The sequence below is a fragment of the Streptosporangium sp. NPDC048047 genome, from assembly GCF_040653115.1.
Taxonomy (GTDB): domain Bacteria; phylum Actinomycetota; class Actinomycetes; order Streptosporangiales; family Streptosporangiaceae; genus Streptosporangium.
In genome coordinates, this window is record NZ_JBEZNH010000011.1 from 130,064 (window position 1) to 154,249 (window position 24,186).

Annotated in this window: 23 protein-coding genes; 10 read left to right on the forward strand and 13 right to left on the reverse strand. The window is 73.6% G+C overall.

The annotated features are described in order from the left end of the window. Window positions 1-79 precede the first annotated feature (79 nt). A complete protein-coding gene (locus AB0D67_RS12790) occupies window positions 80-1,432 on the reverse strand; it encodes a HAMP domain-containing sensor histidine kinase (RefSeq protein ID WP_362933144.1) in 1,353 nt (450 codons plus the stop codon). Between the two features lie 346 nt (window positions 1,433-1,778). Here AB0D67_RS12790 and AB0D67_RS12795 point away from each other — a divergent pair, with 346 nt between their 5' ends. The 4 genes from AB0D67_RS12795 to AB0D67_RS12810 all read left to right on the forward strand — a co-directional run bounded on the left by AB0D67_RS12795 (window position 1,779) and on the right by AB0D67_RS12810 (window position 7,445). Continuing rightward, a complete protein-coding gene (locus AB0D67_RS12795; RefSeq protein ID WP_362933147.1) occupies window positions 1,779-2,330 on the forward strand; it encodes a 2Fe-2S iron-sulfur cluster-binding protein in 552 nt (183 codons plus the stop codon). A 91-nt stretch (window positions 2,331-2,421) separates the two neighbouring features. Next, entirely contained in the window at window positions 2,422-3,405 is a 984-nt protein-coding gene (locus tag AB0D67_RS12800) for an FAD binding domain-containing protein (protein ID WP_362933150.1), read from the forward strand. After that, window positions 3,402-5,492: a xanthine dehydrogenase family protein molybdopterin-binding subunit gene (locus AB0D67_RS12805; RefSeq protein ID WP_362933153.1), complete on the forward strand. Its 2,091-nt coding sequence runs from the start codon at window positions 3,402-3,404 to the stop codon at window positions 5,490-5,492. Before AB0D67_RS12800 ends, AB0D67_RS12805 begins: the two co-directional genes overlap by 4 nt. Before the next feature lie 36 nt (window positions 5,493-5,528). Further along, window positions 5,529-7,445, forward strand: a complete 1,917-nt coding sequence (locus AB0D67_RS12810; protein WP_362933156.1) for an FUSC family protein — start codon at window positions 5,529-5,531, stop codon at window positions 7,443-7,445. A gap of 155 nt (window positions 7,446-7,600) precedes the next feature. Here AB0D67_RS12810 and AB0D67_RS12815 read toward each other — a convergent pair whose 3' ends face one another. The 4 genes from AB0D67_RS12815 to AB0D67_RS12830 form a co-directional block, all read right to left on the reverse strand. Continuing rightward, a complete protein-coding gene (locus AB0D67_RS12815; protein WP_362933159.1) occupies window positions 7,601-8,590 on the reverse strand; it encodes a glycine betaine ABC transporter substrate-binding protein in 990 nt (329 codons plus the stop codon). Between the two features lie 67 nt (window positions 8,591-8,657). Next, window positions 8,658-9,509 (reverse strand): ABC transporter permease, encoded by an 852-nt coding sequence (locus tag AB0D67_RS12820; protein WP_362933162.1) that lies wholly within the window; start codon window positions 9,507-9,509, stop codon window positions 8,658-8,660. Continuing rightward, entirely contained in the window at window positions 9,499-10,536 is a 1,038-nt protein-coding gene (locus AB0D67_RS12825; protein ID WP_362933165.1) for an ATP-binding cassette domain-containing protein, read from the reverse strand. The genes AB0D67_RS12820 and AB0D67_RS12825 overlap by 11 nt, the downstream gene beginning before the upstream one ends. After that, on the reverse strand, window positions 10,523-11,176 hold the full coding sequence (locus AB0D67_RS12830; protein ID WP_362933168.1) for an ABC transporter permease: 654 nt from the start codon (window positions 11,174-11,176) through the stop codon (window positions 10,523-10,525). Before AB0D67_RS12830 ends, AB0D67_RS12825 begins: the two co-directional genes overlap by 14 nt. A gap of 122 nt (window positions 11,177-11,298) precedes the next feature. Here AB0D67_RS12830 and AB0D67_RS12835 point away from each other — a divergent pair, with 122 nt between their 5' ends. Both AB0D67_RS12835 and AB0D67_RS12840 read left to right on the forward strand, forming a co-directional pair. Next, window positions 11,299-12,156 (forward strand): IclR family transcriptional regulator, encoded by an 858-nt coding sequence (locus AB0D67_RS12835; RefSeq protein ID WP_362933171.1) that lies wholly within the window; start codon window positions 11,299-11,301, stop codon window positions 12,154-12,156. Between the two features lie 58 nt (window positions 12,157-12,214). Further along, window positions 12,215-12,964 (forward strand): phosphotransferase, encoded by a 750-nt coding sequence (locus AB0D67_RS12840; protein ID WP_362933174.1) that lies wholly within the window; start codon window positions 12,215-12,217, stop codon window positions 12,962-12,964. 206 nt (window positions 12,965-13,170) lie between these two features. Here AB0D67_RS12840 and AB0D67_RS12845 read toward each other — a convergent pair whose 3' ends face one another. Continuing rightward, on the reverse strand, window positions 13,171-13,599 hold the full coding sequence (locus AB0D67_RS12845) for a helix-turn-helix domain-containing protein (RefSeq protein ID WP_362933177.1): 429 nt from the start codon (window positions 13,597-13,599) through the stop codon (window positions 13,171-13,173). Window positions 13,600-13,704: 105 nt separating this feature from the next. Between AB0D67_RS12845 and AB0D67_RS12850 the strand changes: the two genes are divergently transcribed. Both AB0D67_RS12850 and AB0D67_RS12855 read left to right on the forward strand, forming a co-directional pair. Further along, complete coding sequence (locus tag AB0D67_RS12850; protein WP_362933180.1) at window positions 13,705-13,833, forward strand: hypothetical protein; 129 nt, start codon at window positions 13,705-13,707, stop codon at window positions 13,831-13,833. Continuing rightward, a complete protein-coding gene (locus AB0D67_RS12855; RefSeq protein WP_362933183.1) occupies window positions 13,815-14,648 on the forward strand; it encodes an NADP-dependent oxidoreductase in 834 nt (277 codons plus the stop codon). The genes AB0D67_RS12850 and AB0D67_RS12855 overlap by 19 nt, the downstream gene beginning before the upstream one ends. 82 nt (window positions 14,649-14,730) lie before the next feature. Here the strand turns inward: AB0D67_RS12855 and AB0D67_RS12860 are convergent, their stop codons facing one another. Then, the gene (locus AB0D67_RS12860; RefSeq protein ID WP_362933186.1) at window positions 14,731-15,570 is read right to left on the reverse strand and encodes a helix-turn-helix transcriptional regulator; all 840 of its coding nucleotides are present in this window, start codon (window positions 15,568-15,570) and stop codon (window positions 14,731-14,733) included. Window positions 15,571-15,918: 348 nt separating this feature from the next. Here AB0D67_RS12860 and AB0D67_RS12865 point away from each other — a divergent pair, with 348 nt between their 5' ends. Next, complete coding sequence (locus AB0D67_RS12865; RefSeq protein ID WP_362933189.1) at window positions 15,919-16,686, forward strand: SDR family oxidoreductase; 768 nt, start codon at window positions 15,919-15,921, stop codon at window positions 16,684-16,686. Window positions 16,687-16,775: 89 nt separating this feature from the next. On the opposite strand, the gene AB0D67_RS12870 is transcribed toward AB0D67_RS12865, so the two are convergent. The 4 genes from AB0D67_RS12870 to AB0D67_RS12885 form a co-directional block, all read right to left on the reverse strand. Further along, a complete protein-coding gene (locus AB0D67_RS12870) occupies window positions 16,776-17,660 on the reverse strand; it encodes a glycosyltransferase (protein WP_362933192.1) in 885 nt (294 codons plus the stop codon). Window positions 17,661-17,812: 152 nt separating this feature from the next. Continuing rightward, window positions 17,813-18,673, reverse strand: a complete 861-nt coding sequence (locus AB0D67_RS12875; protein ID WP_362933195.1) for a MurR/RpiR family transcriptional regulator — start codon at window positions 18,671-18,673, stop codon at window positions 17,813-17,815. Window positions 18,674-18,819: 146 nt separating this feature from the next. Beyond that, a complete protein-coding gene (locus AB0D67_RS12880) occupies window positions 18,820-20,076 on the reverse strand; it encodes a cyanophycinase (RefSeq protein WP_362933198.1) in 1,257 nt (418 codons plus the stop codon). After that, window positions 20,073-21,197 (reverse strand): M20 family metallopeptidase, encoded by a 1,125-nt coding sequence (locus AB0D67_RS12885; RefSeq protein WP_362933201.1) that lies wholly within the window; start codon window positions 21,195-21,197, stop codon window positions 20,073-20,075. The genes AB0D67_RS12880 and AB0D67_RS12885 overlap by 4 nt, the downstream gene beginning before the upstream one ends. A gap of 104 nt (window positions 21,198-21,301) precedes the next feature. Here AB0D67_RS12885 and AB0D67_RS12890 point away from each other — a divergent pair, with 104 nt between their 5' ends. After that, on the forward strand, window positions 21,302-22,507 hold the full coding sequence (locus AB0D67_RS12890; RefSeq protein ID WP_362933203.1) for an RNA-guided endonuclease TnpB family protein: 1,206 nt from the start codon (window positions 21,302-21,304) through the stop codon (window positions 22,505-22,507). On the opposite strand, the gene AB0D67_RS12895 is transcribed toward AB0D67_RS12890, so the two are convergent. Both AB0D67_RS12895 and AB0D67_RS12900 read right to left on the reverse strand, forming a co-directional pair. Continuing rightward, a complete protein-coding gene (locus AB0D67_RS12895; RefSeq protein WP_362933353.1) occupies window positions 22,508-23,260 on the reverse strand; it encodes an amino acid ABC transporter ATP-binding protein in 753 nt (250 codons plus the stop codon). Between the two features lie 2 nt (window positions 23,261-23,262). Further along, on the reverse strand, window positions 23,263-24,183 hold the full coding sequence (locus AB0D67_RS12900; RefSeq protein WP_362933207.1) for an amino acid ABC transporter permease: 921 nt from the start codon (window positions 24,181-24,183) through the stop codon (window positions 23,263-23,265). Between the last annotated feature and the right edge of the window lie 3 nt (window positions 24,184-24,186).

Below are 24,186 nucleotides of genomic sequence, written 5' to 3' on the forward strand. Positions count from 1 at the left end.
CGGGGCCCTCCTCGTCCCGCCAGGGATCCTCCGGCGCGCCTTCCGGCCCGCAGCGGCCCGCCGGACTCCGCCGGCCCGCTCAGCCGAGCGTCTCCGGATCCGCCGTACGGTCGCCCGCGGCGCCCGCGGGGGCGGCGGGGAGGCTCACCACGAACCGCGCGCCCTTCTCCGAGTCGCGGATGGTCAGCGTCCCGCCGTGCCGTTCGACGATCTCCCGGCAGATCGCCAGGCCGAGCCCGGTCCCGCCCTTGTCCTTGCTGCGCGCGGCGTCGAGCCGGGCGAAGCGCTGGAACACGTACTCCCGCTGTTCCGGCGGGATCCCGGGGCCGTCGTCGAGCACCTCCAGCACGCTCCGCCCGTCCTCGGGCCGCACCGTCACGACGATCGTCGACTCGGCGTGCCGGTCGGCGTTGTCCACGAGGTTGGCGAGCAGCCGGACGAGCTGCATGCGGTCGGCGTCGACCATCACGCCGGGCTCCATGTGCATCACGACGGGCATCCGGTGGACGCGGCGCGCCAGCTCCGAGCCGGCCAGCTCTCCCAGGTCGACCCGGGCGCACGGGCCGCCGGCGCCGGCTTCGAGACGGGAGAGCACCAGCAGGTCCGTGACGATCGCCTGCAGCCGCCCGAGGCTGGCGAGCACCGCCGCGGCCACGGAGGGCCAGTCGCTGTCCTCCCGGTGCAGCAGCGCCTCCTCCACCTGGGTGCGCATCGCGGTGATGGGACTGCGAAGGTCGTGCGAGGCGTCGGAGGCGAACCGCCTCTCCCGCTCGACCGCGGCCTCCAGCCGGTCCAGCGTCTGGTTCACCGTCTCCGCCAGCCTCCGGATCTCGTCGCGGTACGGGGGCACGGGCACCCGGCGGCCCAGGTCGGAGGAGGTGATCTCGGCCAGTTCGGCGCAGATGTCCTCCACCGGATCGAGGGTCCTGCTGACGGTGCGGTAGGCGCCGATCGCGGTGGCCCCGACCAGCAGGCCGGACGCGGCCAGGAGGCCGAGCAGCAGCGAGCGGCTGACGTACCACGGGGTGGAGAGGCCGGCGCCGTAGACGATCCAGCTGCCGTTGCCGGTGGGGACCCGGATGGCCACGACGCGCAGGCAGGTGCCGGGGAACCCCGCGGCGTCGCAGATCACCCGGTTCGCCGACGAGTCTTCGTCCCGCGGCGTGAGGCGGGTCAGCCGGGGCCTGCCGGCCAGTGACGGGCTCGCCGCCACGATCTGGCCGCCGGGTCCGATCACCTGGATGAGGGCGGACTTCCGGACGGGGAGCACCGGGGGGACCTGGCCGTGCTCGATGAGGCGGACCACCTGCATGCCGGACAGGAGAAGCCGGTCGGTCAGGTCGGCGACGGCGCGGTCGCGCACGCCGATCAGGACCAGGGCGCAGATGCCCCCGCACAGCAGTGCCATGACGACACTGGACAGCAGCGTCATCCGAACACGCAATGACCAGATTTGTCCAAACATCACCGACTTATTGGTCCCCCTGATGACGACGCTAAGCGTGTACCCCCCGGAAATAGGGTGAAAAAAAGTATTAGGACGGCAATAAAATGAAAAGCAGTTGTAAAAACCTTAAGGTGAAAAATGATCTGGAAAGGCGTTTTCGATACTTCGTTCGGTGAACGACGCGGATACCCGCGCCACGCGACGCCCGGGTGATCGCCCAGTGAACCGGGCGGACGACACGACGACCCCGAGAAAGGACGGGACCGGTCAAGGAACCGTCAAGCGTCCGGCCGGGAGGTACACGGACGGCCGACGGGGTAGGGGAGCGCCCGTGAACGGCGAAACAGACATCACGGCGGCCGACGGGGTCCCGGAACCCGTCACGGCGGACCTCCTCCTGTCGGTGAACGGCGTCCCCCGCCCGGTCACCGTGGACACCCGCGAGACGCTGCTGGACACGCTGCGCGAGCGGCTCGGGCTGACCGGCGCGAAGAAGGGCTGCGACCACGGCCAGTGCGGCGCCTGCACGGTGCTGACGGACGGCCGGCGCGCGCTGTCGTGCCTGACGCTCACCGTGACCGCGGACGATGTGGAGATCGTCACGGTGGAGGGACTCGCCGACGGCGACGCCCTGCACCCGCTGCAGGCCGCCTTCATCGAGAACGACGCCCTCCAGTGCGGCTACTGCACCCCCGGCCAGCTCTGCTCGGCCGCCGGCGTGCTGGCCGAGGCCGCCGACGGGTGGCCGAGCGCCGTCACCCCCGACCTGTCGGTCCAGCCCCGGCTGGACGAGACGGAGATCCGCGAGCGGATGAGCGGAAACCTGTGCCGGTGCGGCGCCTACCCCGGCATCGCCGCGGCCGTCGCGCAGGTGGCGCCATGAGGGCCCGTACGGCACGGCCGTACGGCACGGCGGCGCGGACGGTGCGGCCGTACGGCACGGACCAGGGGACACGGATGACGCGGGTGACGCGATGAGACCCTTCACCTACGAGCGGCCCGTCGACGTGCGGGCCGCGGTGGCCGCCGCGGCCGGACGGCCGGACACCGCCTACCTCGGCGGCGGCACGAACCTGGTCGACCTGATGCGGCTCGGCGTCGCCACGCCGCAGACCCTGGTGGACGTCACCCGGATCTCCTCCCGCGCCATCGAGGAGACGGACGGCGGTCTGCTGATCGGCGCGGGCGCCCGCAACGGCGACCTCGCCGCCGACCCGCTCGTCCGGCGGGTCCACCCGCTGCTCGCCCGCGCCGTGCTGGAGGGCGCCTCCGGGCAGATCCGCAACATGGCCACGGTCGCCGGCAACCTGATGCAGCGCACCCGCTGCCCCTACTTCCAGGACGTGACCAAGCCCTGCAACAAGCGGCGGCCCGGCTCCGGGTGCCCGGCCCGCCAGGGCGACCACCGCAATCTCGCGATCTTCGGTCACTCGGAGCACTGCGTGGCCACCCACCCCTCCGACATGGCCGTCGCGCTCGCCGCGCTGGACGCCCTCGTCCACGTGGAGGGGCCCGGCGGCGCCCGTACGGTGCCGATGCCGGGCCTGCACCGGCTGCCCGGCGACGAGCCGGACCGCGACACCGTCCTCGCGCCCGGCGAGCTGATCACCGCGGTCGAGGTGCCCCGCCTGCCGTTCGCGGCGCGCTCGCGCTACCGCAAGGTGCGCGACCGGGCGTCCTTCGCGTTCGCGGTGGTGTCGGTGGCGGCCGCGCTGGACGTGGCCGGCGGGGTGGTGCGCGACTGCCGCATCGCGCTGGGCGGCGTGGCCCACGCGCCGTGGCGGGCCGAGGCGGCCGAGGCGGCGCTGCGCGGCGCGGCGGCCACACCGGAGGAGTTCGCCCGGGCGGCCGACGCCGAGCTGGCCCGCTCCAGCCCGCTGCCGCACAACGCCTTCAAGGCGCCGCTGCTGCGCAACGTCCTGGTCCGTACCCTCACCGACATCGTGGAGGCGCCGTGAAGACCGAGGCCAGGCCGTCCGTCGGCGCGGCGCTGGAACGCGTCGAGGGCGTCGAGAAGGTGACGGGCCGGGCCCGCTACGCCTACGAGAACTTCCCGGCCGACCTCGCCTACGCCATGCCGGTGCAGGCGACCGTCGCCCGCGGCACGGTCCGCGCGGCCGACGTCGACGCCGTCGTGCGGCTTCCCGGAGTGATCGCCGCCATCTGGCACGGCAACGCCCCCCGGCTGGCCCCGGCCGACAACGCCGAGCTGGCGGTGCTGCAGTCGGACCGGGTGGCCTACCGCGGCCAGTACGTCGCGGTCGTGGTGGCCGAGACGCTCCAGTGCGCCCGGGAGGCCGCCCGGCTGCTGCGGATCGACTACGACGCCGAACCGCACGACGTCGAGCTGCGCGCCGACCACCCGGAGATGTACCGGCCCGACCGCGTCAACGCCGGCTACCCCGCCGACAGCGAGCTGGGCGACCCGGACGCGGCGCTCGCCGCGGCGCCGGTCGTCGTCGACGCGACGTACCGCACCCCGGCCGAGCACAACAACCCGATGGAGCCGCACGCCACGGTCGCCGTCTGGCACGACGACGGCCTCGTCCTGCACGACTCCACGCAGGGGGTGTCCGCGCTGCGCCGGACGATCGCCCCGCTGTTCGGCATGCCGCCGGAGAACGTCCGCGTCATATCCCCGCACGTGGGCGGCGGCTTCGGCTCCAAGGGCGCCGCGCTGCCGCCCGTGGTGCTCGCCGCGCTCGCCGCCAAGCACACCGGCCGTCCGGTCAAGCTCGCGGTGACCCGGCAGCAGATGTTCGCGGTGACCGGCTACCGCACCCCCACGATCCAGCGGGTACGGCTCGGCGCGGACGACGACGGAAGGCTGACCGCGATCGTGCACGAGGCGTTCGAGCAGAGCTCCCGGCTCCGCGAGTTCGCCGAGCAGACCACCACCCCGACCCGGATGATGTACGCCGCGCCCGACCGGCGCACCACGCACCGCCTGGTCCGGCTCGACGTGCCGACCCCGTCCTGGATGCGCGCCCCCGGCGAGGCCCCGGGCATGTTCGCGCTGGAGTCGGCCATGGACGAGCTGGCCGTCGCCTGCGGGATCGACCCGGTCGAGCTGCGGATCCGCAACGAGCCCGCCGCCGATCCGGAGAGCGGCCTGCCGTTCAGCTCCCGCAACCTGGTCGCCTGCCTGCGCGAGGGCGCCCGCCGGTTCGGCTGGGCCGGCCGCGACCCCGCGCCCGCGGCCCGGCTCCGCGGCCGGATGCTCGTCGGCACCGGCGTGGCGGCGTCCACCTACCCGGCCTACCGGCGCCCCTCGCGGGCGAGCGCCCGCTGCGAGCCGGGCGGCCGGTTCACCGTGCGGATCGCCGCCGCAGACATCGGCACCGGCGCCCGGACGGTCCTGACCCAGGCCGCCGCCGACGCGCTGCGCGTCACCCCGGACCGGGTCCGGGTGGAGATCGGTGACACCGAGCTGCCCGACGCCCCGCTGGCAGGCGGCTCGATGGGCACCGCCTCCTGGGGGACGGCCGTGGTGCGGGCCTGCGAGGCCCTGCTGGACGAGCTCGACCGGCACGGCGGCGGCGTGCCCGCCGGGGGACTGGAGGCGGCCGCCGACACCGCCGAGGAGGTGGGCGGGCAGCGGGACTACGCCCGGCACGCCTTCGGCGCCCAGTTCGCCGAGGTGGGCGTGGACCCCGACACCGGGGAGACGCGGGTGCTGCGGCTGCTCGGGGTGTTCGCCGCGGGCCGGATCGTCAACCCCGTCACCGCGCGCTCGCAGCTCGTCGGCGGCATGACCATGGGCGCGTCGATGGCCCTGCTGGAGGAGAGCGTCATGGACCACGAGTTCGGCGACTACCTCAACCACGACTTCGCCCAGTACCACATCCCGACCGCCATGGACCTGCCCGACGTGCAGGCGTACTGGGTCGAGGAGGACGACCCGCACCTCAACCCGCTGGGCGTCAAGGGCATCGGGGAGATCGGCATCGTCGGCACCGCCGCCGCCGTCGCCAACGCCGTCCACCACGCCACCGGCGTCCGGATCCGCGACCTGCCGATCCGGCTCGACAAACTGGTGCGCTGAGCGCGCCGCGGATCCGGCCGCCGACGGTCGCCGACGATGCCCCGCCTGTTCCGCTCCGCCGCCGACCGGCTGGCCGACGCGGCGCCGGGCTGGCTGGTGGAGACCGTACGGCCCGCCCCGGCGAAACCCGCCTGGTGGCCGATGATCCGCATGGCCCTCGCGGTGACCGCCCCGCTCCTCGTGGGCGCCGCCGCCGGGAACGTCACGCTGGGCCTGCTGCCCTCCATGGGGGCGATGGGCCCCGGCCTGGCCGACCGGGGCGGGCCGTACCGGGAGAAGGTCGCCCGGATCGGCCTGGTCGGTCTCGGCGGGGCGGCGGGCTACGCCATCGGCGCGACGGTGCGCGGCCACGGCTGGTGGACGGTCCCGGTGATCATGGTGGTCTCGGTGGCCTCGGCGCTGATCAGCACCGTCGGGGCCAAGGGGTCGCTGGCGGGCCTGCAGCTCCTGGTGATGGCCGTGATCGGCAGCGGCATCCCGCTGCCCGGCGGCCCCCTCTCCGGGGCCGCGCTGTTTTTGCTCGGCACGGCCTGGGTGATCGTGCTCGGCGTGGCGGACCGGCCGCTGCGCTCGCGGAACCCGGAGGAGACCGCGACCGTCCAGGTCTACCGGGCGCTCGGCCGGCTGATCGACGACCGCGACGCCGACGCCCTGGCCGCGTTCGACGCCGCGCTGGAGAGCGGCTATGACGCCGTCTTCGGCGCCCGCTCCGCCTCCGCGGGCCAGGACCCCGCGCAGACCCGGCTGATCGCGCTGCTGAACCAGGCGTCACTGATCCGCAACGCGCTGATCTCCCTCGGCCAGGAGGGGCTCGACCCGCCGGGGGAGACGGCCGCCGCCGTCGAGGAGATCGTCGCGGCGCTGGACGAGGGCCGGCCGCCGCACCGGCCGCCGCGCCCCGGTGGCGACTCGCCCGCGCTGCGGGCGCTGAACTCCGCCGTGGACGGGGCCGTCGAGCTGGCCTCCGGCGGCGACGTCGAGGCCGAGCAGCTGCCGTACCGGCCGGTCGGCCACGGCGAGCGGTTCCGCAAGGCCTGGGCGAAGATGTGGTACGGCCACTTCACCCGCCTGTACGCCGTCCGGCTCGCCCTGTGCATGGGCGTGGCCGCCGCGGTCAGCGGGTTCGGCCTGTTCGAGCGGTCCTACTGGATGGTGCTGACCGTCGCGCTGGTGCTCAAGCCCGACTTCGGGTCGGTGTTCGCGAGGGCCCTGCAGCGGGCCCTCGGCACGTTCGCAGGCACCCTCGTCGCCGTCGTGGTGCTCCTGGTGATCCCGTACGGCCCGCTGATCCTCGTCCCGATCGCGGTGTTCGCCGCGCTCATCCCGTACGGCCTGCAGCGCAACTGGGGGCTGATGTCGACCTTCCAGGCGCCGCTGGTGCTGTTCCTGGTGGACCTGCTGACCCGTGGCGGGCCGCGGCTGGCGGAGATCCGCCTGGTGGACACCCTCGCCGGGTGCCTGATCGTGCTGCTGCTGGGCTACCTGCCGTGGCCGGGGAGCTGGCACGCCCCGGTCCGGGGGGCCTTCGCCGACGCCGTGTCGGCCACCGCGCGCTACCTGCGCGACGCCTTCGACCCCGGCAGCCCCGACCGGCCGGTGCGCCGCCGCAGGGCCTACGAGGCCATGGCGGACCTGCGGGCGGTCTTCCAGCGCGCGGTGACCGAGCCGCCCGCCGTCAGCAGGCGGATCACCACCTGGATGCCCGCGATGACCGCGCTGGAGAAGGTGGCCGACACCACGGCCGCCACCGTGGCGCGCGCCGAGTACGGCGCGCCCCCGCCGCCGCCGGAGGCGGTGCGGACGATGGCCGACTCCCTGGAGGAGATCGCCGAGTCCATCCGCCGGCGGCGTGTCCCCGCCGAGCCGGGGCCCGCCGCCGAGGGCGCCCCGGAACGGCTGGCTGACGCGATCCGCGCGCTGCGCGACACCGTCTCGGGGCACCACCCCTGCTGAGGGCGGTCCGTGCCGCTACGGCGGGGCGGCCGGCCGTACCGCCGGCACCGTGACGTCCCGCGACGCCGTGCCGGCGGGCCGCCGCCGGGACCGTCGAGGCCGTCGAGGCCGCCGGGGCCTCAGCGGCCTCAGCGGCCTCAGCGGCCTCAGTGCCGTCAGGCCTTGCCGCCGAGGAAGCCCTGCTGGTCGAGCCAGTCGGCGGAGACCTTGCCGGGCTCCCTGCCCTCGACGTCGACCTCGGCGTTGAGCTTCTGCATCGTGGCGTCGTCCAGCTTGGCGATCACCGGCTGGAGCACCTTCTCCAGCGCCGGGTACTTCTTGTAGACGTCCTCCCGCAGGGTCACGGCGGCGTTGTAGACCGGGAAGAACTTCTTGTCGTCCTCCAGCACGGTGAGGCCGAGGGAGGCGATGCGCCCGTCGGTCGTGAACACCTCACCGAAGTTGCAGGTCTTCCCCTTGTCCGTCTCGGTGTAGACGACGCCGGTGTCCAGCAGGCTGACCCGGTTCTTCGGGATGTCCATGCCGTAGGCCTTGGACAGCCCCGGCAGGCCGTCGTCGCGGGTGGAGAACTCCGTCTCGATGCACAGCGTGACCTCCTCCGGCTTGGTCTTCGCCAGCTCGGCCACGTCGGAGAGCGTCTTGACCCCCAGCTCCTGGGCCTTCTCCGAGCGGATCGCCAGGGCGTAGGTGTTGTTCAGCGGGGTCGGGCCGATCCAGTGGATCCCGTTCTCGGCGAGGTCGGCCGCGGCGGTGGCCTTGAACTGCTCGGCCGAGTCCTGGATGGGCTTCGCGTTCTTCAGGTGCTCGATCCACCCGGTGCCGGAGTAGTCCCAGTACATGTCGATCGCCTTGGACTCCAGCGCCTTGCGGTTGGGGACGGTGCCGCCGAGGTTGGTCTTGTCGACGACCTCGGCCCCGTGCGCCTTCAGCACCTGCACCGCGATCTTGCCGAGGACGATGTTCTCGGTGAAGTCCTTGGAGCCGACGACGAACTTCGCCCCGGAGAGCTCGTCGCCCGCGGCGGCGGTCTCGACGGCCTCGGCGGAGCCGCAGGCGCTCACGGCGGTGAGGGTCAGCGCCGCGGCGGCGAGCGCGGCGGCCGTCCTGCGGAGGGGGGCCGTATCACGGAGGGGATGGGAACGCATGGAAAGGACACCTCTTCGTTCTCGTATGGGGAAGGGACAGGGACCGGCCGGGCCAGGCCGTCGCGGGTCAGAGGCCACGGGGTCTGAGCACGTCCTCGGCGAGCGCGCCGAGCCAGTCGATCAGGAAGGCGATGCACGCGGTCAGCACGCCGCCGACCACGGTGACGGGCATCCGGTTCAGCTTGAGACCGTTGATGATCAGTTCGCCGAAACCGCCCGCGGCGACGAACGCGCCGAGCGTGGCGACGCCGACGGTCAGCACGAGCGCGGTGCGCAGCCCGGCGAGGATCGCGGGCACGGCGAGCCTGAGCTCCACCCGGCGTAGCACCTGGCCCCTGGTCATGCCCATCCCGCGGGCGGCCTCGACGAGCGCCGGGTCCACCTGCTGGACCCCGACCATCGTGTTGCGCAGGACCGGCAGGACGGAGTACGCCACCAGCCCGACCAGCGCGGTCTGGAAGCCCACCCCCAGCAGGAAGGTGCACAGGACGAGGAGCCCGATGCACGGCACCGCCTGGCCGAGGTTGGCCGCGGTGAGGATGACCGGCGTGATGATCCGGTTGCGGGAGCGGGAGGCGACGATGCCCAGCGGGATCGCGATGACCACCACGAGCGCGGTCGCGGCGAGGGTCATCTGCAGGTGCTCCACGGCCTTGGCCAGGATCACCGGCCCGTTGAGGCTGCGCCGTTCGATGGAGTCGAGATCCTGGGCGCTCACCCAGGCGTACAGGACGGCCAGTACGGCGCACACGGCGGCGGGGGTGAGGAGGAGGCGCAGGCGCGTGGCGCGCCGGGACGGCCGCGCCGCGCCCGCGGTGAGGGCGCCGGTGGCGTCGAGGGCTTCGGGGGTGCCCGGGGTCTTCAGGGTCTGTGCCGCTTCGGAGTCGGGGACGCCGGCGGTGAGGGTGTCAGCGGCCACCGGCCACTGCCTTCTCCGGCGCGGGGAGGGAGGGCTCCGCCTCCGGCTCCCGCCCGGGGGACGGAGGCCGTCCGGTTCCCACGGCCCCGCACAGCGCGGCGTAGGTGAGGACGCCGGAGGGGGAGCTGCAGCGGTCGGAGCCGTGGGCGATCATGACGTCCAGGGCCTCGCGCAGGCTCGTCCCGGCCGCGACCTGCGGCAACCCGACCGGCTGGGGCGGCCCGGCCGGCGTCACGTCCTCCACGCGCAGCAGCGCGAGCCGCTTGAGCGTGGCGTCCTGGCCGACGAAGCCGGCGACGTAGTCGTCGGCGGGGTGGGCGAGGATCTCGGCCGGGGTGGCGTACTGCGCGATGTGCGAGCGCTCCCGGAGCACGACGATGCGGTCGCCCAGCTTGATGGCCTCCTCGAAGTCGTGGGTGACGAAGATGATCGTCTTACGCAGGCGCTTCTGCAGCCGGACGAACTCCTTCTGCAGGTGCTCGCGCGTGATGGGGTCGGTCGCGCCGAACGGTTCGTCCATCAGCATCACGGGCGGGTCGGCCGCCAGCGCCCGGGCGACGCCCACGCGCTGCTGCTGGCCGCCGGACAGCTGGCGGGGGTGGCGGTCGTGGAACTGCGACGGCTCCAGGTTCACCAGCGAGAGGAGCTCCTCCACCCGCGCGGCGATCCGCTTCGTCGGCCAGCCCAGCAGCTTGGGCACCAGCCCGATGTTCTGCCCGATCGTCAGGTGGGGGAACAGGCCCACCTGCTGGATGGCGTAGCCGATGTGCCGGCGGAGTTCGTCGGGCTGCAGGCTCAGGACGTCCTCGCCGCCGATGCGGATCTCGCCCGACGTGGGCTCGACCAGGCGGTTGATCATCTTCATGGTGGTCGTCTTGCCGCAGCCGGACGGGCCGACGAAGACCACCAGCTCCCCGGCGGGGATGTCGAGGTCGATGCCGTCGACCGCGGGCGCCGACTGCCCGGGATAGTGCTTGGTCAGCGCGCGCAGTTCGATGCGCGCGCCCTCTGTCTCAGTGTCGAACACGGAGCCCCCTGGGGACGGTCAGTTGGCGAACGGCGTAGAAGAACAGGTCGAACAGCACGGCGATGACCACGATGCCGAGCGTTCCCGCGAGCGTGGCGTTGAGAGCGTTCACCGACCCGAGCCGGGAGAGCCCCTCGAAGATCTGCGTGCCGAGGCCCGGCCCGTCGACGTAGGCCGCGATCGCCGCGATGCCGATGATCATCTGTGTCGAGACGCGCACCCCGGTCAGGATCAGCGGCCAGGCCAGTGGGAGCCGCACCTTCATCAGGACGCGGGTACGGCTCATGCCCATCCCGCGCCCGGCCTCCACCGTGGTGGCGTCCACGCCGTTCAGCCCCGTCACCGTGTTGCGGATGATGGGCAGGAGCGCGTACGCGGTCAGCGCGACGAGCGTGGAGCCCCAGCCGAGGCCGGTGAGGGGGATCAGCAGGGTGAGCAGGGCGAGGGAGGGGACCGTCAGGACCGCCGCGGAGAGCGTCAGCGAGGCGTTCCGGGCCCTCGGCGTCTCGTGGACGAGGAGGCCCGTCCCGATCCCGACGAGCGCGGCGACGCCGATCGCGATCGCCACGGCGAGGACGTGTTCGGCGGCGGCCAGCGAGAGAGTGTCCCAGCGAGAGACCACGTACTCGCCAAAGTTCATGGGGGAACCACCTTCGCTTACGCTTGCAGGACTTGTAAACGTATGCGTTTGGTTGCATTCATCGCAAAATAAGTTGCAGCTGTCGCAACATAACGCAATGCTTTCGTTATGAACGGATGGGGATGAGCGAGAAGGCGGTGTCCTCGGCCGGGCTGCGCCGGGACATGGAGATCCTCGAGGTGCTCGCCGGTCACGGGGACGGCCCGGACGCCGACGGATTCGGCGTCAACTGGATCGCCCAGCGCCTGGGCAGGGAGAAGAGCCAGGTCTCACGGGCGCTGCGCGCACTCGAAGCCGAGGGCATGGTGGAGCGTGACCCGGTGACGCGCCGCTACCGCCTGGGCTGGCGGCTGTTCTCACTCGCGGCGCGGACCCAGCAGTCGAGGCTCGTCCGGGTGGCCGAGCCCTTCCTGCGGCATCTGGCCACGCTCTTCGACGAGGACACGCACCTGTGCGTGCTGCGCGGTGAGACGGTTCTCACACTGTCATCGGTGCCGTCGTCCCGGGCCTACCACCGGGTCTGGGAGGGCGTCTCCGTCCCGGTGGTCATGGCGGCCGCGGGGCGGTCACTCCTCGCGGACTGGGAGGACGAGCAGATCCGCGGGCTGCTCCGAGCCGCACTCCCCGGCGGCCTGGACTCCTCGATCGGCGGCGAGGAGCAGTGGCTGGCCGACATCGAGCATGTGCGGGCCGCCGGATACGCGGTGACCGACGTCGAGCTGGAGGACAGCGCCGCCGGGGTCTCGGCGCCGGTGCGGGAGCACCGGGGGCTGATCGTGGCCGCCATCAGCGTGTCGGTCACCCGCGCCACCGCCGAGCCCCGGCTGAGGGAGATGGGAACCGCCGTCGCCGAGACGGCCCGCAGGCTCTCGGCCGCCCTGGGCCTGCCCTCGGGTGCCCCCGGCCCTGCCGCCGGTCCCGGTTTCGGCGCGGGCGGCGTGGACCGTTCCCCGGGTTCGGGGGAGTCCGCCCGCGGCTGATGATCCCGGGGGTCCTCGCCATGGCGAGGACCCCCGGACCGGTGCATATGATCCCGGAATGACGGAGACCGAGGAGCCCCTGCCCGGCAACGCCACCACCGATGTCGTGCGGATCGGTGACACCGTGCGCCGTCCGGCCGGGCCGTGGACCGGCACGGTGGACGCCTTCCTGCTCCACCTCCACAACGCCGGTTTCACCGGCGCGCCCCGCCCGCTGGGCCGCGACGACAAGGGCCGCCAGGTCCTGGAGTACGTCCCCGGGCGGACCGGCGACGTGACCGGTACCTACACCATGACCGAGCTGGCGGAGATCGGCAGCCTGCTGGCCGACCTGCACGCTGCCGCGGCCGGCTTCACACCGCCGGAGCCGGCGGTGTGGAACCGGGTCATCCTCCCGGACGCCGAGGAGCTCGTCTGCCACAACGACGCCGCCCCGTGGAACCTCATCAGGGCACCCCGGGGCTGGGTGCTGATCGACTGGGACGCCGCCGCCCCGGCCTCGCGACTGTGGGAGCTGGCCTACGCCGCCCAGAGCATGGGCGGCCTCGGCGACCGCCGCCCGCCGGAGGAATCGGCCGCCCGGCTGCGCGCCCTCGTCGACGGCTACGGCCTCGCCGGGGAGGCGCGACCGGCCCTGGCCGCCATGCTGGGCCGCCGGGCCCGCGCCATGTACGACCTGCTGCGCGACGGCGCCCGCCGGGGCCGCGAGCCATGGGCCCGCATCTGGACCGAGGACGGCCCCTACTGGAAGGCGACCGCCGACCACCTCGACGCGCACACCGCCCTGTGGGCCGCCGTGCTGCTGTGACCCGGCGTGAGGCCGGTCCGGCCGTGGGCGACGGTGATCGGCCGACTCAGCGGAGGCGGTCGTAGACCATGGCGATCTCGCCCGGCTCGCCGGTCCTCCGGTGCGTGAGCGCCCACCTCGTGGGCGTCTACGCGCCCTCTGGGTTAGAGACAGATCACGAGGAGATCTCCGCGTCAGGGTGCGCCTCACGGAGTTCCGAATCCTTTTCAGAGGCGATCCGCCGGGACGGGTGCCGGCGGGACGGCGGCGCGGGCGTCGAACACCTCGCGGGCGGCGACGATCTCCCGGGCGTGCGCCGTCGACCACTCGGCGATCGCGGCGGTCAGCCGCCCGGCCTCGACCCCCAGGCCGGTCAGGGCGTACTCCACCCGGGGCGGCACGGTGGGGTAGACGGTGCGGCGGACGAGGCCGTCGCGCTCCAGTGAGCGCAGCGTCTGGGTCAGCATCTTCTGTGTGATGCCGTCGAGGAGCCGGCGCAGCTCGTTGAACCGCATCGGCCCGTTCCGGCGCCGCAGCGCGGCGAGGACGTACAGGGACCACTTGTTGGCGAGCACCTCGACGACGGTGCGCGAGGGGCAGTCGCGGCGGTAGGCGGCGGTCCAGCATTCGGTGGGCGGGGCGGAGGCGGTATCCATGAGGTATCTAGATATCGGAAAGGTGCCTTCTTCACAACAGATACCTTCTCCCATCAGCATGGACGCCGAGATCACGCAGACACACGTCCATGGGGAGAGATGCAGATGCCCGCACAGATGCGCGCCGTGAGCCAGCGGACCTACGGCGGCCCGGAGGTGCTGGAGATCGTCGAGACCGGAAGGGGGAGCCGGGGCCCGGGGAGGTCCTGGTCCGCGTGCGCGCCGCCGGGGTGAATCCCGCCGACTGGCGGATCCGCTCAGGGACCGTGCGGAGACTCGGCGAGCCGCCCCTCACGCTGGGTCTGGACCTGTCCGGGACGGTGGAGGCCACGGGTGCGGGGGTGACACGGTTCCGCCCCGGCGACGCGGTGTTCGGCAACGCCTTCCCACCCCGGGGCTCCCACGCCGAGTACACGGTCGTGCCGCAGGAGTGGCTGGCCGCCGTGCCGCCCGGCCTCGACCACGTCCACGCCGCGGCGCTGCCGACCGCAGGACTCACCGCCTGGCAGCCGCTGACACGGGCCGCCCCGGTGGACGCGGGGCGGCGCGTGCTGGTCCACGCCGCGGCGGGCGGGGTCGGCCATCTCGCCGTCCAGATCGCCAAGGCACGTGGCGCCCACGTGATCGGCACGGCCCGCGCGGCCAAGCACGCGTTCCTGCGCGACCTGGGCGCCGACGAACTCGTCGACTACACCCGGACCGACTTCGCCGAGGCGGTGCGGGACGTCGACGTCGTGTTCGATCCCATCGCCGGAGACTACGGGCCCCGCTCGCTGGACACCCTCACGCCCGGCGGGACGCTCGTGGACGTCCGCGGCAGCGGTCCGGACCGCACCGCCGTACGGGAGCTGGCACGGGCGCGCGGCCTCCGGTTCGTCGAGTTCGGCTTCACCCCCTCGGGTACCGACCTCGCGGACCTCGCCGCACTGGTGACCGGCGGGGCCCTACGCGTCGCCGTCGAGGAGGTCCTGCCGCTGGAGCAGGCGGCCAGGGCCCACGAGCTCAGCGAGAGCGGCCGGGCGACCGGGAAGATCGTCCTGATGCCGTGACCCGCACCCTCCGCAGGTCGAACCCCGCCGGTGCGCCGCGGCCGTACGGCCGGGCGGCGCGGGCGGCCCTCCGCACGGCGGGTCAGCCGCGCCCGCTCCGGCCCGCGGCGGCGAGGGACGCGAGCGTCTCCGCCTCCGCCGAGTCCGGGGCCACCACGTAGACGACGATCAGCTGGTCGGGGTCGCCGGGCAGGGCCAGCGTCTCGTAGCCGACGTCGAGCAGGCCGGCGACCGGATGGCGGATCAGCTTGCGGCCGCCCGCCTTCTCCCGGACCGTGTGGTCCTCCCACAGGTCCCGGAACCCGGGGTTGCCCGCGGACAGCTCCGCGACCAGGGCGGCCATCCGGGGGTCGCCCGGGTGGCGCGCCGCGTCCAGCCGCAGGTACGCCGCGGTCTCGGTCGCGACCTCCGTCCAGCGCGGGTAGATCGTCCGGGCGGCGGGGTCCAGGAACGCCTGCCGGGCCATGTTGCGCTCGCCGGGCGGCATCGCGGAGAAGCCGGCGACGGCGTCGCCCAGCGCGTTCCACGCCAGGACGTCCATGTACCGGCCCAGCACGAAGGCGGGGGCCTGCAGGGCGTCCAGCATCGTCTGGACCTGCGGCCGGACGGCGGCCGGGGCCGGCGGCTCCGCCTCGCGCGGCGGCCGGGCCAGGTCGTACAGGTGCGCCCGCTCGGTCGCGTCGAGCCGCAGCACGCGGGCGACCGCGTCGAGCACGGCGTCCGAGACGTTGTGCCCGCGTCCCTGCTCCAGCCGGACGTAGTAGTCGACGCTCACCCCGGCGAGCAGGGCGACCTCCTCGCGGCGCAGTCCGGGCACCCGCCGCCGCCGACCCGCGTCCGGCAGGTTCACCTCCTCTGGCCGGATACGGGCACGGCGGGACCGCAGGAAGCCGCCGAGTTCGTCCAGATTGGTTCCCTCCATGCCCGCGACCTTAGCGGTGGTCCCGGTACGGTTCCGGCGCGATGGTCCGCCACGGTACGGGCGGGAGCGGCCGGGTCGCGGCCCGCCGTGGCGCGGCGGGACCGGGGCCGCAGAGGAGGGGAGCGGCCGGGTGGCCGTCCCGTTGCCGAGGGACACCGCCCGCGAAGGTGGTAACCGCAGACCCAGGAAAACCGGTGCTCTGGGTAGACGGCGCGGCCGGCGGCACAGTGATCTCACACCGGGAGGACATCCCGGAGCGAGACCCCGGAAAACCCCAGGGAGACCCGGGCGGGGACCTCGCAGGACTTCACCGAACCATGCAGAACCTGGCAGAACCTGGAGAACATCGTGGACCACACCTCCCTTTCCGGCCGCACCGCCGTCGTCACCGGGGCCGCGAGCGGCATGGGCGCCGCGACCGCCCGGCTGCTGGCCGCGCGCGGTGCCCGCGTGGCGCTGCTGGCCCGCCGCGAGGACCGTCTCAAGGAGCTCGCCGCCGAGATCGAGCGGGACGGCGGCCGGGCGATCGCCGTGGCCGTGGACGTCACCGACCAGGCGTCCGTCGACGCCGGAGCCGCCCGTGTCCACGCCGAGCTGGGCGCGGCCGACCTGGTGGTCAACGCCGCCGGCGTGATGCTGGCCAACCCGATCGACGACGGCCGCGCCGACGAGTGGACCCGGATGATCGACACCAACGTCACCGGCGCCCTGCGGATCATCCGCGCGTTCACCGCCGACCTCGTCGCCGCCGCGGCCCGCGGGGACGTCGCCGACCTGGTGAACATCTCCTCGATCGGCGCGCACTCGCTCTTCCCCGGCTACACCGTCTACGCCGCGACCAAGGCAGCGCTGACCCACCTGTCGGCGTCGCTGCGCACCGAGCTCGGGCCGCGGGACGTGCGGGTGACCAACATCGAGCCCGGCCTGACCGACACCGAGCTGGGCTCGCACGTCGACAACCCCGAACTGGGGGAGGAGGGCCTGCTCAAGGAGATGGCCGCCGCGCTCGGCTCGCTGTCGGCCGGCGAGATCGCCGACCTCGTCGCCTACGTGACCAGCCGCCCCCGCCACGTCAACCTGCGCCAGATCGTCGTCCTGCCCACCCGCCAGGCGTGAACCGCGGAACCCCACCCGCCAGGCGTGAGCCGCGGAACGGACGCCGCCGCGCCGTACGGCCGGCCCGCCCCGCCGTACGGGAACCGGCGCTAAACGATCGGCGGGCGGCCGGCGCGGAGCAGACGCAGCACCGTGGTCCAGGACATCGGACGGCGCGTCCCGTGCCCGCCCGCCAGGCCCTCCCGCAGACCGGCGGCCCATACGGCGAGGTGCGCGCGGGACCGGATCCGGGCGACGCTGAGCAGCGTCCAGACCACCAGGTAGACGGGGATCAGGGGGAGGGGCAGGCGGCGGTAGGCGAGCCAGACCCGGTTGCGGGCGACGAGCCGGTAGTAGCCGGCGTGCCGGGCGGGGTCGGTGGCGGGGTGGTGGACGACCACGCCGGGCGCGTACCAGCCGGTGCGGCCGAGGTCCCACAGCCGCCAGGCCAGGTCCACCCCCTCGTGGAAGAGGAAGAACCGGCCCGGCCAGCCCCCGGCCTCCTCGTAGTCGGCGCGGCGCACGAGCACGACGCCCTCGGCCATGACGGTGACGACGCCCGGCCGGGTCGCCTCACCGGCCCGCAGCCGCGGCACCCAGCGGCGCAGGGTGACCCCGGAGCCGGGATCGGCGATGCGCGGCTGGATGTAGGCCGCCCCGGGACGGCGGCGGGCCTCGGCGACGAGCCGCGCCAGCACGTCCGGGGCGGGCAGGACGGCGTCGTTGTCGAAGAAGAAGACGAACTCGCCGGCGCCGGGGCCGGAGAGGGCGTCGGCGCCGACGTTGCGGCCCCCGGGGATGCCCACGTTGGCGGGCAGGGCGACGGTGCGCACGCCGTCCGGCACGTGGTCGGGCTCCACCCCGTTGCCCACGATGACCACGCGCAGATCGACTCCGCGCTGGGCGAGGAGGGACTCCATCGCCCTGGGGAACTCGGCGGGCCGGTCGTTCATGGTGAGGACCACCACGTCGACGGTGGCCGTCGGGCCGGTCATCGGTTCTCCTGTACATGGCTCGGCGCTCGGCGCGCGGAAGACGTCACCCGCCCGGAGGGGGTGAGGGATCATCGGCCACCTTAGCGGTGTATCGGCGGAGGACAGCGGGTGAACGCCGATCCCGCCGCTCCCGGCCGACGCGGCGGCGCCGGTCAGCCGTACAGGCCGGCGGCGCGGGCGACCTCCTCGTTGCGGCGCAGGTGGTCGTGCCCGGCCGGGCCGAGGGCGGTCAGGACGCCCGCGACGACCGTCTCGATCACCGCCAGCGTGGGGACCAGGCTGTCGTACGGCGAGGGCGCCCCGACGTGGCCCGGCAGCACGACGTCGGCGATCGAGGCGATCGGCGACAGCCACGGGTCGGTGAGCAGCACCACCCGGGCCCCCCGGTCGCGGACGTAGCGGGCCAGCTCCAGCGACTCCGGCTCGTAGCGGCGGTAGTCGAGGACGACCAGGACGTCCTTGCGCCCGGTCCCGGCGAGGACGGCCGTGCGTTCGACCTTCGCCTCGGGCAGCGGGCAGACGTTGCCGCGCATCTGGATCAGGTGCAGGGCGAGGTAGTGGCCGAGGAGCCCGCTGAAGCGGCCCCCGGTGATGAGGATCCTGCGGGAGGGGTCGGCCAGCAGATCGATCGCGGCCTGCAGGTCGCCGGGCGGCATGTCGGCGAAGGTCTGGGCGACGGAGTCGCCGAACGCCCGGCCCGCCCGCTGCAGCAGCTCGGCCGAGGAGGAGTCGCGCGAGCCGTACCCGGTGGCCTCGTACAGGGTGGCCGGTGAGGCGTCGCGTTCGCCCAGTTCGGCGCGGAGGGCGTCCTGCAACTCGGGGAAGCCCCCGAAGCCGAGCCGCCCGGCGAACCGGAGCACGGTCGGCGCGCTCACCCCGGCGCGCTCGGCCAGCCGGGCGACGGTCTCAAGCCCGGCGGCGGGATAGGAGGCGAGCAGGGCGCGGGCGACCTTGCGCTCGGCCGGGCTGCACTCGCCCAGCCGCTCCCTGATCATGTCGCTGATCCGCGCCATGCCGCGATTCCTTTCCCCGGGTGACGGGGCGGGGGCGCGACGCCCCCGCCGTGAAGATGATGTTCGCCGTCCGGCGCCGGTGTCCACTCGCGCCGGACCGGTCGGCCCGCCCTCTGCCCGTGGCGGTACCGGCCGGCCGGGCGCGGTCAGGCCGGTGCGACGGCCAGGCGCAGCCCGGTGAAGGACCCGTCGGTGCGGGAGCGGAACCCGTGCGGCTCGGTGAGCGTGACCGCGAAGCGCGGGCCGGTCTCCAGGGTGTAGCCGGTCACCGAGCGCGAGCGCCCGGCGGTGGCGAGGTCCCGGGCGACGTCGAACAGCTCGTAGCCGTCGCCGGTGCCCGCGGGGGAGTCGAAGACGTCCTGGCTCGCCGGGCGGGCGGTCCGGTCCTCGGGCCGGTCGGGCCGTTTGCCGGGGGCGGTGCGCACCCCCTGGGGCGTCCACCGGTCGCCCCGGGTCAGGTGGCTCCAGCTCACGCCGTCGATCGACCACGGGTTCCGGGTGACTCGGGCCCGGGAGAGGTCGAGCACCGAGACCCCGTGTTCGCCGATCACCCGGACGTCCTCGCGGCGGGTGCCGACGCCGGTGACCAGCAGCGCGGTGTTCTCGTCCAGGCCGAACACCCGGTCGTGGCCGGTGTCGGCGGCCAGCCGGACGGCCCGGCCCTGCCTGCCGTACACCGAGAAGTGGGTGTCGAGCAGGCCGTGCCGGAAGAACCCGAAGCCGCCGGCCGGGTGGTAGGCGAGGACGGTGGAATCGTCGAAGTATCCCGGGCGGGCGCCGTCGCGCAGGCCCTCGTAGGACTCGCCGCCGGTCACCATGTCGGGCCCGGCCTGGATCTGCGCGCCGGCGCTGCTGCCCGCGACGACCGCGCCGTGCTCCAGCCGGTCGCGGATGGCCGCGAGGACGGGCGAGTCGCGGCCGTCGCGGATCATCGTCCGCACGTAGCGGTACTGGTCGCCGCCGCCGAAGAAGAAGCCGGTCATCGTCCGCACCTTCGCGGCCAGCTCGGGGGAGTCGGCGGCGTCGGGGTGGTCGAGGTCGATCGGCAGCCACTCGGCCGAGCCCGCGCCGTACCGGGTCAGCAGGCCGGCGTAGAACGCCCCGTTGGCCTCGCTGTTGGCCGCGTCGGGCGTGCCGGCGTCGGGGTCCTGGCTGGGCGGCACCGAGGCGGCGGTGATCACCCCGAACCGGGCGACCGGGCCGCCCGCGCGGCGGACGATCTCGCCGTAGATCTCGGCGTTGCCGTCCTTCAGGCCGCCGCCGACGAGCACCAGCGTGCCGCCGCCGTCCCGTTCCCGGTCCTGCGCCTTCGCCTGTGCCCCGGCGGGCGCGGCGGCGGCCGTCGCGGCCAGCGCGCCGGCGAGGAGCACGGCGGCGGCCCCCCTGATGAGAGCAGTGATCATGATGCCTCCGCGAGTCGTTCGATGAGGTCGGCCAAGAGCATGACGCGGGGCTCGACGCTGGACAGGTCGAGCCACTCGTCCTCGGAGTGGTCGGCGCCGCCGATCGGGCCGAGCCCGTCGAGGGTGGGGGTGCCGGCCCCGGCGGTGAGGTTGGCGTCGCCCACGCCGCCGGTGGCCGCCGCCTCCAGCGTGAAACCGGCGTCGCGGGCGATGGCGCGGGCCAGGTCGAGCATGCGCAGCGACGCGGGCGTGGTCTCCATCGGCGGGCAGACCGTGCCGCGCCGTACGGTGGCCCGGGTGCCGGGCACCTGCGGTACGGCGGCCAGCAGGTCCACGGCGTGCAGCGCGGCGTCCAGGTCGCGCAGGGCGCCCGCCCGGATCTCGGCCTCGATCGTCGCCTCGGGGCAGACGATGTTCGGCCGGGAGCCGGCCCGGACGACCCCGGCGTTGACGGTCACGCCGTCGGCCAGGCCGTTGAGCGCGTGCAGGCCGATGACCAGGTGGGCGGCGGCCAGGGCTGCGTCGGCGCCGCGCTCCGGCTCGATGCCGGCGTGCGCGGCCCGGCCCTCGACGGTGATCGTCAGGTCCGCGACGCCCTTGCGGGCCCTGACCAGGTCGCCGTTCTCCCGGGCGCACTCCAGGCAGAGCGCGTGGTCGCTCTCCCGGGCGAGGCCCTCGATGACCGCGCGGCTGCCCGCGCCGCCGACCTCCTCGTCGGGGGAGCAGCAGAAGATCAGCTCGCCGTACGGCTCCCGCCCGCGCCGCAGCACCGTCTCCAGCGCGTACAGCCCGGCGAGCAGGCCGCCCTTGTCGTCGCAGACGCCCGGCCCGTAGGCGCGGCGGCCGTCGGTGGAGAACGGGCGGGCGGCGGCGGTGCCGGCCTCGAAGACGGTGTCCATGTGGGCGAGCAGCAGGACGCGCGGGCCGCCCGCGCCGCGCCTGCGGCCGATCACGATGTCGCCCGTACCGGGGGAGACCGCACGGCGCTCGACCCGGCAGCCGAGCGCGGTCAGCCGCGCGGCCACGAAGTCGCCGACCTTGTCGACGCCGGCCGCGTCGTAGGAGCCGGAGTCGATGTTGACCAGGGTCTCCAGGTCGCTGAGGTAGTCGGCGAGGTTCATCAAAACTCCTTGAGCGTGGAAACCCGGTCCTTCAGAGCCGGGAGGAAACACGGCACAGCGCCAAACGGCCTACCGGATACAGCGATTTCCCATAAGGTTCGAACATGCGTACGGCCTACAAGGTGCGGGCCTATCCCACCCCCGAGCAGGCAGCGGTGCTGAGCCGTACGTTCGGCTGCGTGCGCGTGGTGTGGAACCACACCCTGGCCTGGCGGCACGCCCGCTACCGCGGCGAGCGGGTCACGACGAACTTCACCCAGGCCAGCGCCCACCTCACGGCGATGAAGGCCACCGATGAGCTGGCGTGGCTGAACGAGGTGTCGTCGGTCCCCTTGCAGCAGGCCATCCGCCACCAGCAGGTCGCCTTCAGCAACTTCTTCGCAGGGCGCGCCAGGTACCCGCGCTACAAGTCCCGCACCGGACGGCAGAGCGCCGAATACACCCGCTCGGCCTTCCGCTACCGCGACGGGCGCCTGTTTCTGGCGAAGATGGAGGCCCCGCTGGCGTTCGTGTGGTCCTGGCCCGACATCGACCCGGCCACGATCGACCCGACCACGGTGACCGTCTCGCGGGACCCGGACGGGCGCTGGTACGCCTCCTTCGCCGTCGACGTCGACGACCCCGAGCAGGCCCCGGCGACCGGCCGGATGGTGGGCGTGGACCTCGGGATCACCGCCTTCGCCGTCACCTCCGACGGCGAGAAGATCGCCAACCCGCGCCACCTGGCCAAGCGGGAACGCAACCTGGCCCGCTACCAGCGGCGCATGGCCCGCAAGCAGCGCGGCTCCAGCAACCGGGCCAAGGCCAAGGCGAAGGTCGCCCGCGCGCACCGCAAGGTCCGCGCCTCCCGCGCCGACTTCCTGCACCGCGCCTCGGCCCGGCTGGTCCGCGACCACGACGTGATCGAAGACCTCGCCGTTGCGAACATGATCCGCAACCGGTCCCTGGCCAAGGCCATCTCCGACTGCGGCTGGGGCGCCTTCCGCCGCCTGCTGGAGTACAAGGCTTCCAAACACGGCCGCCACCTGATCGTGATCGACCGCTGGCATCCGTCCAGCAAGACCTGTTCGGCGTGCGGGCATCTGCTCGCCACACTGAATCTTTCCACCCGGCACTGGACGTGTCCGGACTGCGGCACCCGGCACGACCGGGACGTCAACGCCGCGAAGAACATTCTGGCGGCAGGTCTTGCCGTGTCGGCCTGTGGAGGCGACGTCAGACACTCCGGTTCCTCCCGGGTGCGGTCGCCGGCGAAGCAGGAACCCCGGCCTGCGAGGGCCGGAATCCCCGTCCTTCAAGGCGGGGAGTAGTCAAAGGACCTTGGACAGGAAGGCGCGGGTGCGCTCGTGCCGGGGCTCGGCGAGGACCTGACGCGGGTCGCCGGCCTCCACCACCACGCCGCCGTCCATGAACACGGCGGTGTCGGCGACCTCGCGGGCGAAGCCGATCTCGTGGGTGACCACGATCATGGTCATGCCGTCGCGGGCGAGGTCGCGCATGACGTCCAGCACGTCGCCCACCAGCTCGGGGTCGAGGGCGGAGGTCGGCTCGTCGAAGAGCATCAGCTTGGGCCGCATGGCCAGGGCGCGGGCGATCGCCACCCGCTGCTGCTGGCCGCCGGACAGCTGCCCGGGGTAGCCGCGCTCCTTGTCGGCGAGGCCGACCCTGGCCAGCAGCTCGCGGCCGTGCCGCAGGGCGTCGGCCTTCGACTCGCCGCGGACCCGGATCGGGGCCTCGACGATGTTCTCCAGCGCGGTCATGTGGGGGAAGAGGTTGAACCGCTGGAAGACCATGCCGATGTCGCGGCGCCGGCGGGCGATCTCCTTCTCCCGCAGCTCGTGCAGCCGGCCGCCGCGTTCGGCGTAGCCGACCAGCTCGCCGTCCACCGACAGCCGGCCGCCGTCGATCTTCTCCAGGTGGTTGACGCAGCGCAGGAAGGTGCTCTTGCCCGAGCCGCTCGGCCCGAGCAGGCACATGACCTGGCCCTGCTCCACCGCGAGGTCGATGCCCTTGAGGACCTCCAGCCTGCCGAAGCGCTTGCGCACGTTCTCGGCCAGGACCATCGTCACCGGGTTCCTCCGATCATGCGCTGGAACACGCCGGGTCCGCTCCCGGTGACGCCCCGGCCGAAGCGCCGCTCAAGGTAGGACTGCGGGACCGACAGCAGGGTGGTCAGCACGAGGTACCAGACGCTCGCCACGATGAGCAGCGGGATCGTCTGGTAGTTCTGGCTGTAGATCCGCTGGATCTGCGTCATCATCTCGGCGGCGGAGATCACCGACACCAGCGCGGTGGTCTTGAGCATGTTGATCGTCTCGTTGCCCATCGGCGGCACGATCACCCGCATGGCCTGCGGCAGCACCACGCGGCGCATGGTCAGCAGCGGCGACATGCCCAGGGAGTGGGCGGCCTCGGTCTGGCCGTGGTCCACCGACTGGATGCCGGCCCTGATGATCTCGGCGGCGTAGGCCATCTCGTTCAGGCCCAGCGCCAGCAGGGCCGCGACCATCGGGGTGATCACCTGGTTGGTGGGGGCCGACCAGAAGACGATGCCGGTGAAGGGGACGCCGAGCTGGATGTCGGCGTAAAAGATCCCGAAGAATCCCCAGAACAGGATCTGCACCAGCAGTGGCGTGCCGCGGAACAGCCAGACGAACGCCCCGGAGGTGATCGACAGCACCGGGTTCCTGGACAGCCGCATGACGGCGATGACGGTGCCGCCGAGCAGGCCGAGGGCCATCGCGGCGGCGGTGAGCCAGACGGTGGTCACCAGGCCCTGGAGGATCACGTCCTTGAACAGGTAGGACCTGATCGTCGGCCAGCCGAGGTTGGGGTTGGCGATCAGTGACCTGACGAGCGCGGCGAGCAGGAACAGCACGGCCGCCGCGGCGACCCACCGGCCGTAGTGCCGGACGGGGACCGCCCTGACGTCGGCGGCGTCGCCCGCCGCGTTCGGGGCGGCGGGGCGGGATGAGGTGTCCTGCACGGC